The sequence below is a fragment of the Kineococcus rhizosphaerae genome, from assembly GCF_003002055.1.
Taxonomy (GTDB): Bacteria; Actinomycetota; Actinomycetes; order Actinomycetales; family Kineococcaceae; genus Kineococcus; species Kineococcus rhizosphaerae.
Map to the genome: position 1 here is coordinate 77,807 of NZ_PVZF01000008.1, position 14,232 is coordinate 92,038.

Annotated in this window: 12 protein-coding genes; 6 read left to right on the forward strand and 6 right to left on the reverse strand. The window is 75.1% G+C overall.

Annotation, left to right across the window (positions count from 1 at the left end):
* Positions 1 to 11 precede the first annotated feature (11 nt).
* Genes sfnG through idi form a run of 3 tightly spaced genes read left to right on the forward strand, consistent with a single transcriptional unit; the run spans position 12 to position 2,569 of the window.
* Complete coding sequence (sfnG, locus tag CLV37_RS16005) at positions 12 to 1,157, forward strand: dimethylsulfone monooxygenase SfnG (RefSeq protein WP_170127304.1); 1,146 nt, start codon at positions 12 to 14, stop codon at positions 1,155 to 1,157.
* Between the two features lie 55 nt (positions 1,158 to 1,212).
* Positions 1,213 to 2,007: an N-acetylmuramoyl-L-alanine amidase gene (locus CLV37_RS16010; protein WP_211298706.1), complete on the forward strand. Its 795-nt coding sequence runs from the start codon at positions 1,213 to 1,215 to the stop codon at positions 2,005 to 2,007.
* Between the two features lie 19 nt (positions 2,008 to 2,026).
* On the forward strand, positions 2,027 to 2,569 hold the full coding sequence (gene idi / locus CLV37_RS16015; RefSeq protein WP_106212187.1) for an isopentenyl-diphosphate Delta-isomerase: 543 nt from the start codon (positions 2,027 to 2,029) through the stop codon (positions 2,567 to 2,569).
* A gap of 28 nt (positions 2,570 to 2,597) precedes the next feature.
* Here idi and CLV37_RS16020 read toward each other — a convergent pair whose 3' ends face one another.
* From CLV37_RS16020 to CLV37_RS16035, 4 genes are all read right to left on the reverse strand, one after another.
* The gene (locus tag CLV37_RS16020) at positions 2,598 to 6,338 is read right to left on the reverse strand and encodes an AAA family ATPase (protein WP_106212189.1); all 3,741 of its coding nucleotides are present in this window, start codon (positions 6,336 to 6,338) and stop codon (positions 2,598 to 2,600) included.
* A complete protein-coding gene (locus CLV37_RS16025; protein WP_211298707.1) occupies positions 6,338 to 7,594 on the reverse strand; it encodes a metallophosphoesterase family protein in 1,257 nt (418 codons plus the stop codon). The genes CLV37_RS16020 and CLV37_RS16025 overlap by 1 nt, the downstream gene beginning before the upstream one ends.
* Positions 7,595 to 7,693: 99 nt before the next feature.
* Positions 7,694 to 7,933 carry an acyl-CoA carboxylase subunit epsilon gene (locus CLV37_RS16030; protein ID WP_106212191.1) on the reverse strand — a complete coding sequence of 80 codons (240 nt, stop codon included), beginning with the start codon at positions 7,931 to 7,933 and terminating at the stop codon, positions 7,694 to 7,696.
* Between the two features lie 13 nt (positions 7,934 to 7,946).
* Positions 7,947 to 9,569 (reverse strand): acyl-CoA carboxylase subunit beta, encoded by a 1,623-nt coding sequence (locus tag CLV37_RS16035; RefSeq protein WP_106212193.1) that lies wholly within the window; start codon positions 9,567 to 9,569, stop codon positions 7,947 to 7,949.
* Positions 9,570 to 9,678: 109 nt separating this feature from the next.
* Here CLV37_RS16035 and CLV37_RS16040 point away from each other — a divergent pair, with 109 nt between their 5' ends.
* Positions 9,679 to 10,893, forward strand: a complete 1,215-nt coding sequence (locus CLV37_RS16040) for an NADP-dependent isocitrate dehydrogenase (protein WP_106212195.1) — start codon at positions 9,679 to 9,681, stop codon at positions 10,891 to 10,893.
* Between the two features lie 174 nt (positions 10,894 to 11,067).
* On the opposite strand, the gene ypfJ is transcribed toward CLV37_RS16040, so the two are convergent.
* Both ypfJ and CLV37_RS16050 read right to left on the reverse strand, forming a co-directional pair.
* A complete protein-coding gene (ypfJ, locus tag CLV37_RS16045; protein ID WP_106212197.1) occupies positions 11,068 to 11,988 on the reverse strand; it encodes a KPN_02809 family neutral zinc metallopeptidase in 921 nt (306 codons plus the stop codon).
* A gap of 66 nt (positions 11,989 to 12,054) precedes the next feature.
* Positions 12,055 to 12,564 (reverse strand): hypothetical protein, encoded by a 510-nt coding sequence (locus CLV37_RS16050; protein WP_106212199.1) that lies wholly within the window; start codon positions 12,562 to 12,564, stop codon positions 12,055 to 12,057.
* 194 nt (positions 12,565 to 12,758) lie between these two features.
* Between CLV37_RS16050 and corA the strand changes: the two genes are divergently transcribed.
* Both corA and yidD read left to right on the forward strand, forming a co-directional pair.
* Positions 12,759 to 13,886 carry a magnesium/cobalt transporter CorA gene (gene corA, locus CLV37_RS16055; protein WP_211298708.1) on the forward strand — a complete coding sequence of 376 codons (1,128 nt, stop codon included), beginning with the start codon at positions 12,759 to 12,761 and terminating at the stop codon, positions 13,884 to 13,886.
* Between the two features lie 36 nt (positions 13,887 to 13,922).
* On the forward strand, positions 13,923 to 14,219 hold the full coding sequence (yidD, locus tag CLV37_RS16060) for a membrane protein insertion efficiency factor YidD (protein WP_106212201.1): 297 nt from the start codon (positions 13,923 to 13,925) through the stop codon (positions 14,217 to 14,219).
* Positions 14,220 to 14,232 lie beyond the last annotated feature (13 nt).

Here is a 14,232-nt window from a genome sequence, read left to right on the forward strand (position 1 = left end):
AGTGCCGCGTCATGTCCCTGCACGAGCCGCTCAAGTTCGCCTACTGGGTCCCCAATGTCTCCGGCGGCCTCGTCGTCTCCACGATCGAGCAGCGCACCAGCCACGACCCCGCCTACAACGTCGAGGTGGCCCGCGCCGCCGAGCGCGTCGGTTTCGAGTACGCCCTGACGCAGGTGCGCTACCTCGCCTCCTACGGCGCCGACGCCCAGCACGAGTCGACCTCGTTCTCCCTCGCGCTGCTGCTCGCGACCGAGCGGCTGAAGGTCATCGCGGCCGTCCACCCGTTCTTCTGGCACCCCGGCGTGCTCGCGAAGTTCGCCGCCACCGCGCAGGAACTGACGAACGGCCGTCTTGCGCTGAACGTCGTCTCCGGCTGGTTCAAGGACGAGGCGACGCAGCTCGGCGTCACCTGGCACGAGCACGACGACCGGTACCGGCAGTCCGAGGAGTTCATCGAGCTGCTGCGCGGGGTGTGGAGCCAGGACGGCTACAGCCAGTCCGGAGAGTTCTTCAGCGCCTCCGACATCACGTTCCGCCCGCAGCCGAAGGTCGCCCCGGAACTGTTCCAGGGCGGGAACTCCACCGCGGCGCAGGCCATGGCGGGGCGCGTGTCCGACTGGTACTTCATGAACGGCAAGTCCCTGGCCGGGGCCGCCGCCGGGGTGCGCGAGGTGTCGGCGCAGGCCGCGCTGAACGGCCGCTCGATCCGGTTCGGCCTGAACGGTTTCGCACTCGTGCGCGAGACCCGCGCCGAGGCCGAGGCGGTCCTGGAGGAGATCATCGCCAAGGCCGACCGCACCAAGGTCGAGGGGTTCGGGGCCGCCGTGCGCGAGGCGGGGAACTCCACGAAGGACGGCAGGGGCATGTGGGCCGACAGCGAGTTCCGCGACCTCGTGCAGTACAACGACGGTTTCCGCACCGGCCTGGTCGGCACCCCCGACGAGGTCGCCCGCCGGGTCCTGGCCTACCGCCTCGTCGGCGTGGACCTGCTGCTGCTGGCCTTCCTGCACGTCAAGGAGGAGGTCGAGGCGTTCGGCGAACTCGTCATCCCCCGCGTGCGCGAGCTCGAGGCGCGGCTGGCGGCGGGCGAGGACCTGCAGCTGGGGGCCGAGCTCGACGAGGCCGTGCGCGCGGCCACCACGCCCGTGCCGGCCTGAGCCCGCGGCGGGCGCGGTCGTGCAGACCGTCGCCCGCCCGTGGTTGGCTGAGGGCGTGCGGTGCGTCCCGGTCCTCGTCCTCCTCGCGGGTCTGCTCACCGCGTGCTCGGCCCCCGCTCCCGCGCAATCCCCGCCGTCCTCCGACCCGGCCCCCGTCGCGGCCACCCCGGCCCCGCCCGCCCCGGTCGTCGTCCTCGACCCCGGGCACAACGGCGGCAACGCGACGCACCCGGAGCAGATCGGCGCGCTCGTGCCCGCCGGGGGGTTCGAGAAGCCCTGCAACACCACGGGGACGTCCACGGACGACGGCTACCCCGAGCACGCCTACGCCTTCGACGTCGCCGTCCGCGTCGCCGACCTGCTGCGGGCGCGGGGGACCACGGTCGTCATGACGCGGACCGACGACACCGGGGTCGGTCCGTGCGTCGACGCCCGGGCGGCGCTGGCCGACGACGCGGGCGCCGCGCTGGCCGTCTCGATCCACGCCGACGGCGCCGCCGCGGCCGCCACCGGGTACCACGTGATCGAACCCGGACTCGCGCCCGACGGGCGGAACGCGGCGGTCCTGGACGCCTCCGACGTCGCCGCCCGCGACCTGCTGGCCGCGTTCGGGGCCGCGACCGGCCTGCCGCGGGCGACCTACCTCGGTGACCTCGTCGAACCGGGTCTGACCCGGCGCTCGGACCTGGCCGGCCTGAACCTGGCGCGGACGCCGTCGGTGCTGCTGGAGTCGGGGAACATGCGCAACGCCGGCGAGGCGGCGCTGCTCACCGACCCCGCGTGGCGCCAGCGCGCCGCGCAGGGGATCGCCGACGGGATCTCGGCGTTCCTCGTGCGCGATCACCCCTGAGACCGCTTACGGTGCGGGGGTGACCCTCGCCCCCGCTGATCCGACCGCGCAGACCGGCGTCGAGCTGGTCGTGCTCCTGACCGACGACGGCACCCCGTGCGGGACCGCGCCCAAGGCCGACGTCCACCACACGAGCACGCCCCTGCACCTGGCGTTCTCGTGCTGGATCTTCGACGCCGAGGGGCGCACGCTGCTCACCCGCCGCGCGGCCGTCAAGCGCACGTGGCCCGGGGCCTGGACGAACTCGTTCTGCGGCCACCCCGGGCCCGGTGAGGAACCGGCCGACGCCGTGACCCGCCGCGCCGTCCAGGAGCTCGGCGCCCCCGTCGCGGGCGTCGAGCCGCTCCTGCCGAGCTTCCGCTACCGGGCCGTCATGGACGACGGGATCGTGGAGAACGAGATCTGCCCGGTGTTCTCCGCGCGCCTGGACGGTGACCTCGTCCCCGACCCCGACGAGGTGGACGCGGTCCGCTGGGTCGGGCTCGACGAGCTGCGCGCCGAGGTCGCCGCCGACCCGAGCCCCTTCAGCCCGTGGATGCTGCTGCAGCTGCGCGGGTTCTGAACCCGCCCGACCGGAGCACGCGGCGGCGTCAGCCCGGTTCGTCCAGGCCGTGGGCGGCCCGGTAGTCCCGCACCAGCTGCTCGCTCACGCGCCCCCGGTCGGCGACGGCCAGCCCCTGCTCCCGTGCCCAGGCCCGCACCAGCTGCGGGTCGACCCCGGAGGGCCCGCGCCGGGCCGCACCGGCCGTGGACGGGACGGTCCCGGGGACCGGCGCCTGCGGGACGGGCAGGCGCGTCACCGTCACGGGTTCCCCGGCCGCCCCCAGGTCCTCGGCCTGCTCGGCCACGTCGGCGTGGTGGGTCAGCAGCACCACCTGCACGTCGCGGGCCAGGTCGGCCAGCGCCCCGAGCGCCGCCCGCGTGCGGCGCTCGTCGAACGTCATCAGCACGTCGTCCAGCACCACCGGCAGCGCACCCCGCCCGGCCGCGACGAGCTCGCGGTGCTGGGCGGCCACCGCCGCCAGCCGCAGCGCCAGGAAGACCTGGTCGGCGGTGCCCTCGCTGAGGGCGTCGGCCCCCTCCAGCAGCTCCCCGTCGGAGCGGCGCACCGCCAGCCGCCGGTCCCCGCCGTCGTCGAGGGCCACCAGAGCGGTCCACCGGCCCTCGGTCAGCCGCGTCAGCACGTGACCGGCCTCGGTCAGCAGCGGGTTGGCGCGCGCGGCCGAGAACTCCTCCAGCTGCCGGCGCAGCACCCTGCGCTGCAGGTCGACCACCACGTAGCGCTCGGTGTCGGCCTGCAACCCGGCCAGCGCCTCGGCGCGCCGGGCGGCCAGCACGTTGGCGTCCGCGCCGCTCGTCAGCCGTTCCAGCTCCACCTCGGCCCGGGCGACGTCCTGGCGGGTCCGGCCCCACACCTCCTGGGCCTCCTCCACCGCGAGCGCCGCCTCCTCGTCGTCGGTGCTCAGGTCCACGTCCGAGCGCGCCCGGACCTCCTCCACCAGCCGCGACGCGTCCGCGGCCGAGGCCGCCTCCTGCTCCAGGGCGGCGGTCAGGGCCCGTTCGGCGTCCTGCAGGGTGAGCAGGTCACGGCTGTCGCGCGCCCGCGCGGCGAGCCGGGCGAGGTCCTCGCTGCCGGGCCGGTCGTCGGGCCGGTCGTCGGGCCGGTCGTCGGTCCGGTCGTCGCTCAGCAGGGCGCTCAGCCGGGCCAGCGCCTGCCGGCGCCGGGCGCGGGCGGCCGCGGTGTCCGCCGCCGCCTGCTCGATCCGCTGCTCCAGGTCCGCCGCGGTGCGCTCGTCCGCCCGGCTGCGGCGCAACCGGTCCGCCACCGCGGTCAGCGCGGCCTCGACCTGCTCGGGACGCCCCGCCGCGCACGGGGTCCCCAGGTCCGTGGCGAGCGCCGCCACCTCGGCGGCGAAGGCGGCCACCCGGTCCTGGCGGACCCGCGCCCGGTCCTGCTCGCGCCGCGCGGTGGCGGCGGCCTCGGCCGCGGTCTCCAGGACCCGGGCGCGCGCGGTCCAGCCCGCCGGCCCGAGGTCGGCCGGCAACCCCGCGGCCCCCGCCGCGGCGCGGAAGGCGCGCTCGGCGTCCTCGACCTCCCGGCGGTGCCGGTCGTGCCGCTGGGCGACGGCCTGCGCGGTGCGGTCGCGGTCGGCGTCGAGCGCGCGCTGCACCGCGGCGTCGTCGGCGGCCGCGACGAGCGTGCGGGCCCGTTCCAGGGCCACGTCCAGGTCGGCCCCCTGGTCGGCCCCCTGGTCGGCCCCGTGGTCGGTGGGGGTGTGGTCGGCGGCCGCGCCGCACCGGGCCAGCACCGCGGCCAGGGCGTCGAGGTGGGCTCGCACCTCGGCGCCGAGCTCGTCCGCCCGCCGGTCCCAGGCGTCGGCCGCGGCGCGTTCGGCCCCCAGCCGCTCCAGCGCGCCCAGCACCTCCGCGGGGACGCCGTCGGGCACCCGCAGACCGGCGACGGTGAACAGGGCCGCGTGCTCCGCGCGGGCCCGGGCGGCGACGGCGACGGCGGCCGCCGCCTCGTCCCCGGCCGCCGCTGCCCGCGCCGCGGACCGGTCGGCGGCGCGGCGCAGCTCCCGCAGCCGGGCGGTGGCCTCGGCGTGGTCCAGCAGGGCGTCGGCGGCCTCGTCGGCCCGGGCCACCGCGTCCAGCAGCGCGGACCCGTCGACCGGGCCGCCGTCGCGCAGGGGGGCCAGCAGCGCGTCGCGGGCCGCCCGGGTGGCGCGCAGGGCCTCCTCGTCGCTGCCGCCGACGCCGCGCTCGGCGTCGGCCAGCTCGTCGGCGGCCGTGCCCGCGGCCGCGGCGCAGCGGTCGTGCTCGGCCTCGGCGCGCGCCCGTTCCTCCGCGGCCGCCGCGAGGGCCGCGTGGGCGGCACGGACGGCGTCGGGGTCCAGCGCGGGCCGGGCGTCCACCGCGGCGTCGGGGTCCACGGCCCCCGCCGCGACGGCCGCGGCGCGGGCGGCGGCCCGGTGCTCGTCACGCGCGGCCAGCGCCGCCCGCCGCTGCCGGGCCGCCGACCCGTCCCGGTCCGCGGCGGCCACCAGGGCGCGCAGCGTCTCGACGTCGTCCTCGGCGACGTCCGGCAGCGGAGCGCGCCCGACGGCGGCCGCCTCCCGGGCCCGCTGCAGCTCCTCGGCCGACCGGGTCGCGTCGGCCACCGCCGCGGTGTGGGCCGCGGCGAGCTGCGACAGGTCGGCGGCCCTGTCGGCGGGGACCCGCGAGCGGGCGACGAGCTCGGGTACGACGTCGGCGACCGGTCCGTCCGGCACCGGTCCGAGGGTCTCCAGCGCCTGCCGGGCCGCGTGCAGCGCCTCCTCGGCGCTCGCGCGGGCCCGCACCGCGTCGGCGTCGTCCTCGGCGCGGGCCTGGCGCGCTTCGAGCAGGGCGTCGATCTGCGGGCCGGCGGCCAGGACGTCGTCCTCGACGGTGCAGCGGGCGCGCTCGTCGCGCAGCGCGGCGCTGCGGGCGGCCAGGTCGGCCAGGTCGGCCTCGGCCCGGGCCAGGTCGGCGGCGGCCTCGTCGTGGGCGTCCACCCGGGCCGCGGACAGCGCCCCGCCGGCGGCGCGCAGCTGCGCGGTGGCGGCCGCGACCTGCTCGCGGGTGCGCAGCAGCTCCCGGACGCGGGGGGCCAGCCGCAGCCGCAGCGCCGCCTCCTCCCGCCCGGTCCGCACGAGCCGCAGCTGCGCCTGGGCGCGGTCGGCGTCAGCCCGCGCGGCCTCGGCCGCGGCGCGGGCCGCCTCGACGTGCCCGGCGCGGGTGGCGGTGCGCGCCAGCTCCTCGTCCAGCTCTCGGACCTGCCTCGCGCCGTCCTTGACCGCCGACCCGCCCCGCGGGCGCCACAACCGCTCGGCCTCGGCCTCCAGGGCGGCCAGCAGTTCCTGCGCGCCGCTGCCGTGGTGGGCGCTGAAGACCAGCCCGGCCAGGTCACCGCCGCCGCGCAGCACTGCGCGCCCGCCGTGGCGCAACCGCTCGTGGTCCAGCCCCAGCCGGTTCGTCCACGCCCCGCGGTCCCAGCCGTCCTGGGGCCAGGGCGCCTCGACCGGTTCCTCGTCCTCCAGCAGGCCGCGCGAGGACCGCACCAGGTCCCGCGCCCCGCCGTCGTCACCGCCGCCGGTCTCCCAGCGGGCGCCCACCCGCAGCCGGGCCCGGGCGTGGACGAAGGCGTAGCGGGGGCTCTTCTCGAACCCCCACAGCAGGTCGCCGACGGCGGCCAGCAGGGTCGACTTGCCCGACTCGTTGGGCCCCAGGACGACCGTCAGGCCCGTGCCGAGGTCGACCGCGGCGGACTCGAAGGCGCCGTAGGGCGCCAGGGTCACCCTGCGCAGCATCAGCGCCCCTCCAGGCGGGTCGAGAGGTCCTGCGCGGCCTGCCGGGCGAGCTCGGCCAGCGCGCGGGGGTCGGCGAGGTCGAGCAGGCCGGCGTCGGACAGCAACCGCCCCGTCTCGGCCCGCACCCCCCGCACCAGCTGGGTCAGCGCCGGGTCCTGCGCGAGGGCGTCGGCCGCCGCCCGGACCGCCGCGACCAGCTCGGGGTCGTCCGCACCGCCCGCGCGCGGGGGCCGGGCGCGCGAGCCCACCTTCTCCAGGACGACCCCGGCCGCCTCGGCGACCTGCTCGGCCTCGTGGCGCAGGCGTTCGGCGTCGGCCAGGTCGGCCGCCGCGGCCGTCGGGCCCTCCAGCGCCACCCGGACCACCAGGGGCCGGTCCCCGGCGTCGCGGCGCGCGTCGAGCAACCGCCCGCGCAGCAGCCCCATCGCGTCGGCGACGTCGGAGGCGTCGGTGACGTCGACTTCCAGCGACTCCCAGCGGGCCACGTCCAGGGGGTGGAAGGTCAGCTGCGCCGGCTCACCGGGCGCCAGGTCCACGACGTAGGCGCCCTTGGCCCCGGTCTCGCGGGGGTGCCGGCCCTGCAGGTTGCCGGAGTAGGCGACCGTGGTGCGCCCGGTCGCCAGGACCTCCCGGGCGTGGACGTGCCCCAGGGCGACGTACTCGTAGCCCAGGGCGGTCAGGTCGTCGACCGAGCAGGGTGCGTACCGCTCGTGCTCGCCGCCGCTGCGGCTGCCGTCGACGGTGGCGTGCAGCAGGCCGACGTTGACGACGCCGGGCACCTCGCGGGGGTACCCGGCGGCGAGGTTGGACGACACCGCCCGGGTGCGGTAGCCCTGCCCGTGCACGGCCAGCCCCAGGTGCTCCTCCACGACGGTGCCGGGGGAGTCGACCCCGAACCGGTGCACGTTGGGCGGCAGGGTGAGGGAGTGGGTGATCTGGCTCTCCGCGTCGTGGTTGCCCGACACGACGAAGACCTTGATCCCGGAGTCGGCCAGCCGCTGCACCTGCCGGGTGAAGAACCGGCCGGTGGCGTAGTCGTGCCACGTCCCGTCGTAGAGGTCGCCGGCCAGCAGCAGCGCGTCGGCGCGCTGGTCCTCGCACAACGCGACGAGGGCCTCCAGCGCGCCCCGGGTGGCCGCGCGCAGGGTGTCGGCGACGGCGTCGTCGCCCAGGCGCCGCAACCCCCGCAGCGGGGAGTCCAGGTGCACGTCGGCGGCGTGGACGACCCGCACCACGCCGGCTGCCTGTTCCGTCACCCGTTCTGTCACCAGGCGTCACCCGCACCGAACGTCACGTGGCGATCCTAGGCTGCCGGTCCGGGCGGTGGACCCGGACCCGCAGGGCGCGCGCGGAGGTCAGCGGGGCAGCCCGCTGGCGCGCCAGGAGCCCTGGCCGGGCAGCGGCGGCAGTCCCAGCACGTGCCGCCGGTCGGCCCAGCGCGAGCGCGGCGCCGGCACCTCCTGCACCACCGGGGCCCGCCGCAACGTCGACGTGAGGACGACGGTCAGCGCCGCCAGTTCCTCCGGTTCGGGGTTCCCGCGCTCGATGCGCAGGGAACCCAGGAGCTCGGTGACGTCCAACGGTTCCTCGCTCATCCGGTCCTCCGGGTCACAGGGGGATGTTCCCGTGCTTCTTGGCCGGCAGCGTCGCGCGCTTGGTGGCCAGCGCCCGCAACGCCCGGACGACCTGCACGCGCGTCTCGCTGGGCGCCACGACCGCGTCGACGAACCCGCGCTCGGCCGCGACGTAGGGGTTGGCCAGCTGCAGCTCGTAGTCGTCGACGAGTTCGCGCCGTTTCGCGTCGACGTCCCCACCCGCCTCGGCGGTGGCCTTCAAGGCGTTGCGCTGCAGGATGTTCACCGCGCCCTGCGCGCCCATGACGGCGATCTGCGCGCTCGGCCACGCCAGGCACACGTCGGCGCCCATCTCCTTGGACCCCATGACGATGTACGCGCCGCCGTAGGCCTTGCGGGTGATGACCGTGACGAGCGGGACGGTCGCCTCGGCGTAGGCGTAGAGCAGCTTCGCCCCGCGGCGGATGATGCCGTTCCACTCCTGGTCGGTGCCCGGCAGGAACCCCGGGACGTCGACGAACGTCAGCACCGGCACGTTGAACGCGTCGCACAACCGCACGAACCGCGCGGCCTTCTCCGAGGCGTCGATGTCCAGGGTCCCGGCCAGCTGCTGCGGCTGGTTGGCGACGATCCCGACGGGCCTGCCCTCGACGCGGGCGAAACCGGTCAGGACGTTCGGGGCGAACAGTTCGTGGACCTGCAGGAACTCCTCGTCGTCGACGACCGCGCCGATGACGGCGGTCATGTCGTACGGCTGGTTCGGGGAGTCCGGGACGATGGTGTCCAGCTCGAGGTCGTGCTCGTCCACGGCGAGGTCGCGCACGTGCGCCGGCGGCAGCAGCGGGGTCTCGGACAGGTTGTTCGAGGGCAGGTACGACAGCAGCTCGCGGACGTAGGCGATGGCGTCGTCCTCGGTGTCGGCCAGGTGGTGGGCGACGCCCGAGCGGGTCGCGTGGGTGCGCCCGCCGCCGAGCTCCTCGAACCCGACGTCCTCGCCCGTGACGGTCCGGATCACGTCCGGGCCGGTCACGAACATGTGCGACGTCTCGTCGACCATCACCGTGATGTCGGTCAGGGCGGGGGAGTACACCGCACCGCCCGCGCTCGGCCCCAGGATGAGCGAGACCTGCGGGACGACGCCCGAGGCGTGCACGTTGCGGCGGAAGATCCGCGCGTACTGCACGAGGGAGGCCACCCCCTCCTGGATGCGGGCCCCGCCGCCGTCGTTGATGCCGACGACCGGGCAGCCCGTCGTCGCGGCGAAGTCCTGCAGCTCGGCGATCTTGGCGCCGTGCTCCTCGCCGAGGGAGCCGCCGAAGGCCGTGAAGTCCTGCGCGTACACGCACACCGGCCGCCCGTCCACCGTGCCGTAGCCCGTCACGACCCCGTCGCCGTCGACGTGCTTGGAGGCCATCCCGAAGGCCGTCGCGCGGCTGCGCACCAGGCCGCCGCGCTCGACGAAGGAGTCCTCGTCCAGCAGGGCCGCGATGCGCTCGCGGGCGGTCTTCTTGCCGCGCGGGTGCTGCTTGGCGGCGGCCCGCTCGTCGGCGGCGCGCACGGCCGCGTCGGTGCGCGCGTGCAGTCCCGCGAGCTGGCCGGCCGTGGTCCGCGGGTCGAGCCGGTCGTCGATCGGCTGCGGGGTCTCGAGACTGCTCACGGAGCCGCAGCGTACGTGACAACGGGCACCCCGCGGTGAAGGCTGTACCCGACGGGAGCGGTAGCTTGACGTCGAGAGACATGCCCAGTGAGTCGGAGGAGACAGCACAGTGGCCAAGATCAAGGTTCAGGGTCCGGTCGTCGAGCTCGACGGCGACGAGATGACCCGGATCATCTGGCAGTTCATCAAGGACCGCCTGATCCACCCCTACCTCGACGTGGACCTCGAGTACTACGACCTCGGTGTCGAGCACCGCGACGCCACCGACGACCAGGTGACCATCGACGCGGCGCACGCCATCCAGAAGGCCGGCGTCGGCGTCAAGTGCGCCACCATCACGCCCGACGAGGCGCGGGTGGAGGAGTTCGGCCTCAAGAAGATGTGGCGCTCCCCGAACGGGACGATCCGCAACATCCTCGGCGGCGTGATCTTCCGCGAGCCGATCATCATCAGCAACATCCCGCGCCTGGTGCCGGGCTGGACCAAGCCGATCATCGTCGGCCGCCACGCCTACGGCGACCAGTACCGCGCCACGGACTTCAAGTTCCCCGGCGAGGGCACCCTGACCGTGACCTTCACCCCCAAGGACGGGGGTGAGCCCATCGAGCACGAGGTCTTCCAGGCCCCCGGTGCCGGGGTGTCGCTGTCCATGTACAACCTCGACAGCTCCATCGTCGACTTCGCCCGCGCGTCGCTGAACTACGGCCTGGCGCGCAACTACCCGGTGTACCTGTCCACGAAGAACACGATCCTGAAGGCCTACGACGGCCGCTTCAAGGACATCTTCGAGGAGGTCTTCCAGAACGAGTTCAAGGACAAGTTCGCGGAAGCGGGCATCACCTACGAGCACCGCCTCATCGACGACATGGTCGCCGCGTCCCTGAAGTGGGAGGGCGGCTACGTCTGGGCCTGCAAGAACTACGACGGCGACGTGCAGTCCGACACCGTCGCGCAGGGCTTCGGCTCCCTCGGCCTGATGACCTCGGTGCTGTCCACCCCGGACGGCTCGGTCGTCGAGGCGGAGGCCGCGCACGGCACCGTGACCCGCCACTACCGCCAGCACCAGCAGGGCAAGCCGACGTCGACGAACCCGATCGCGTCGATCTACGCCTGGACCCGGGGCCTGGCGCACCGCGGCAAGCTGGACTCCACCCCCGAGCTCATCGGCTTCTCCGAGACGCTCGAGGACGTCGTCATCAAGACCGTCGAGAGCGGCAAGATGACCAAGGACCTCGCGCTGCTCGTCGGGCCGGACCAGGCCTGGCAGACCACCGAGGAGTTCCTCGGCTCGCTCGACGAGAACCTCGCAGCCCGTCTGGCCTGATCCCCGGACTCACTGCGGCGCACCGGCCCCGCGGTCCTGCACCGGACCACGGGGCCGTCGTGCGTCCCGGACCAGCCGCGTCCGGAGTGGACCGTTGACGCATCGGTACGATCCTTCGGCACCATCGCGTCAACGGTCCGCACGGGGCAGCCGCCAGACCTGGGTCCCGCCGGCTCAGAGGCTCTGCGCGGCGAACGTGTCGCACTGACGGGGGTCACCCGTCCGCAGGCCCGTCGTGAACCAGCGCTGACGCTGCTCCGACGTGCCGTGCGTGTAGCTGCCGGGGTCGGCGCGCCCGCCGCCGAGGTTGGTCTGGATGTAGTCGTCGCCGATGCGCGCCGCGGCGTCGAGGGCGCGGGTCACGTCGTCGTCGGTGAGCTCGGCGATGAGCGGCGCCCCGGAGTCGTCGGGGACGGTCGTGGCGTGCTGGGCCCAGGTCCCCGCGTAGCAGTCGGCCTGCAGCTCCAGCCGGACGCTGCCGCTGTCGGGGCCGGAGACGCCCGCCTGCACCTGCTCGTTCGTGCCGAGCAGGTCCTGGACGTGGTGGCCGTACTCGTGGGCCAGGACGTAGGCGTCGACGAACGCGCCGCCCTGCGCGCCGAACGTCGAGGTCAGCTCGTCGAAGAAGGACAGGTCCAGGTAGACGAGCCGGTCGGCCGGGCAGTAGAACGGCCCCGTCCCCGACGAGGCCGCCCCGCACCCGGTCTGCGTCGAGCCGGAGAAGTAGACGGTGTCGGTCGGGACGTAGCGCGAGCCCAGCACCCCGCCCCAGTAGTCCTGGATGGACTCGATGTCGGCGACGACGGCGCACTCGCGACGCGCGTTCGCGTCGGCCCCGGTGCGGCACGAGGCGGCGAGCTGGGCGCCGTCGGCGCTCTGCACCTGCCCGGAGCCCATCTGGTCGAAGACGGAGGCGTTCTGCCCGCTCGGGCCGTCCGACTGGCCGCCGAGCACCTGGAAGAGGATCAGCACCAGGACCCCGACGATCCCGAGACCGCCCCCGCCGAGCGCGATGGTCCGGCCGCCCCCGCCCCCGCCGCCGCGGCGGTCCTGGACCTCACCGGGGTCCAAGCTCGCGTCGTCCCGGTACCTCATGGCCGATCCCTCCGTCGTGCAGCCCGTCGGAGCGATCCTGCCCGAGGTACCGGGGGTCGGCAGCCCCTAGAGGACGGAGGAGTAGAGGGTGTGGCGGTACTGCCGCTGGTTCACCTGCGTCGTGGCGTCCAGGCCGGAGTCGAGGATCTGGCCGCGGAACCAGTACGGGCCGGCGGCTGCGCGGCCCACCCCCACGTCGCAGCGCGGGAAGGCGCCCTCGAGGGTGATGACGCCGCGGCGCTGCTGGACGCGCACCGGGCCGTCGCACTGGACGTCGCTCACGTAGGTCTTGCCGCCCGTGGCGGCGTCGTACTGCTCGGTCGTCATCTCGACGAAGGCCCACGTCCTGCCGTCCTTCGGCGCGGTGGTCCACGAGACCACCCGGCACGTCGGGTGCGCGGCGTCGACCTCGCCCGGGCACGTGCTGGCGCGGACGAAGGGCGTCACCTCGAGCTGGGCGGCCTGCGGGCTGCGGTGCTGCGGTGCGGCCAGGGCCGGCGCGGCCGTCGCGACGAGGACGGGCCCGGCCACGAGGGCGGCGGCGGCGCGGGCGAGGTTCTTGGACTGACGGTTCACGGTGATCCCCCCGGATCGATCGGCCGCACCCCCCCGGGTAGCGGTCCGTTGCAGAGCGTATCCACACAGCGAGCGCGGTGGAGGCGATTCGGCCGAACGGGCAGGCGCCCGGCGCGTCGCGTCACGCTCCGGAGGCGGCACACTGGCCCGGGCGCGCGGTGACGCGCGCCGTCCGAGAACCCGAGGAGGTCACCGTGCCCCGACGCCGTCTGCCGTTGCCGTCGATGGGACGACGGGGCATGGTCCCCTCACGCAACCTGGCCCTCGACGGCGCGATCCCGTCCGGGCCCATGGCCCGCGGCAGCAGCCTCATCGACAGCGGCGTGTACCGCGACGGGCACCGCGTCGAGTCCCCGACCGACCTCGTCGGCACCGTGCGGTCGTTGCGCGCCGAGGACGGGCGCATCGCGTGGATGGGGTTGTACCGGCCGGCCGAGGAGGAGCTGAACTCCCTCGCGGCCGAGTTCGACCTGCACGAACTGGCCGTCGAGGACGCCGTCCTGGCCCACCAGCGGCCCAAGCTGGAGCGCTACGGGTCGACGCTGTTCGTCGTGCTGCGCGCCGCCCGGTACGACGACGAGTCCGAGAAGGTCGAGTTCGGCGAACTCCACCTGTTCATCGGGCACGACTTCCTGCTGACGGTCCGGCACGCCGAGTCCCCGAGCCTGGCCCAGGTGCGCAAGCGCATGGAGGGCGACCCCGACCTGCTGCGCCGGGGCACCGAGGCGATCCTCTACGCGATCCTCGACGCCGTCGTCGACGGGTACGGGCCGGTCCTGACCGGCCTGGAGAACGACATCGACGAGATCGAGACGCAGGTGTTCACGGGCGACCCCACGGTGTCGCGGCGCATCTACGAGCTCTCCCAGGAGGTCGTCGACTTCCAGCGGGCGGTGACCCCCCTGACGGCGATCCTGTCCGGCCTCACCGCGGGTTTCCAGAAGTACCGCGTCGACGAGGAGCTGCAGCGCTACCTGCGCGACGTCGCCGACCACGTCACCGTCGCGATCGAGCGCATCGAGAACTACCGCAGCCAGTTGCGCGACATCCTCACCGTCAACGCCACGCTCGTCGGGCAGCGGCAGAACGAGGAGATGCGCTCGCTGACCGAGGCGAGCTTCGCCCAGAGCGAGGAGGTCAAGAAGATCTCCTCGTGGGCGGCGATCCTGTTCGCCCCCAGCCTGGTCGGCGGCATCTACGGCATGAACTTCCAGAACATGCCGGAACTGTCGTGGCACTACGGCTACCCGCTGGCGCTGCTGCTGATGCTCGCGCTGAGCGTGACGCTGTTCGTCATCTTCAAGCGGCGCGGGTGGCTGTAGCGCGCGGGCCGCGGGGTCCGCGCCTAGCGTGAGGCGATGGAGAGCCTGCCCGCCCGTCTGGCCGACCGCGCCATCGCCGCCTACCAACGCCGGTGGTCGCCGCGCAAGGGCTGGTCCTGCGCCCACCGCGTCGCCCACGGCGGGCCGTCGTGCTCGGCGGCGGTCCGGGCACAGGTGCGCCGGCGGGGCCTGCTGGGGGCCGCCGTGCCCACGGCGCTGCGCTTCGCCGCCTGCTACCGGGCGGCGGCGCTGCTGACTCCGATGGAGGTGCAGGGGGTGTGCTGCCTGGGCGGCATCCCCGTCCCGTTCCGCTTCGGGGGCCGCCGCCGCTGAGCCGCCCCCGCCG

What these genes read in the sequence shown, in the direction of transcription:
- sfnG (WP_170127304.1), top strand. Translation starts at nt 12, where the DNA reads ATGTCCCTGCACGAGCCGCTCAAGTTCGCCTACTGGGTCCCCAATGTC.
- CLV37_RS16020 (WP_106212189.1), bottom strand. Translation starts at nt 6,338, where the DNA reads ATGCTGCGCAGGGTGACCCTGGCGCCCTACGGCGCCTTCGAGTCCGCC.
- CLV37_RS16030 (WP_106212191.1), bottom strand. Translation starts at nt 7,933, where the DNA reads ATGAGCGAGGAACCGTTGGACGTCACCGAGCTCCTGGGTTCCCTGCGC.
- ypfJ (WP_106212197.1), bottom strand. Translation starts at nt 11,988, where the DNA reads ATGAGGTACCGGGACGACGCGAGCTTGGACCCCGGTGAGGTCCAGGAC.
- yidD (WP_106212201.1), top strand. Translation starts at nt 13,923, where the DNA reads ATGGAGAGCCTGCCCGCCCGTCTGGCCGACCGCGCCATCGCCGCCTAC.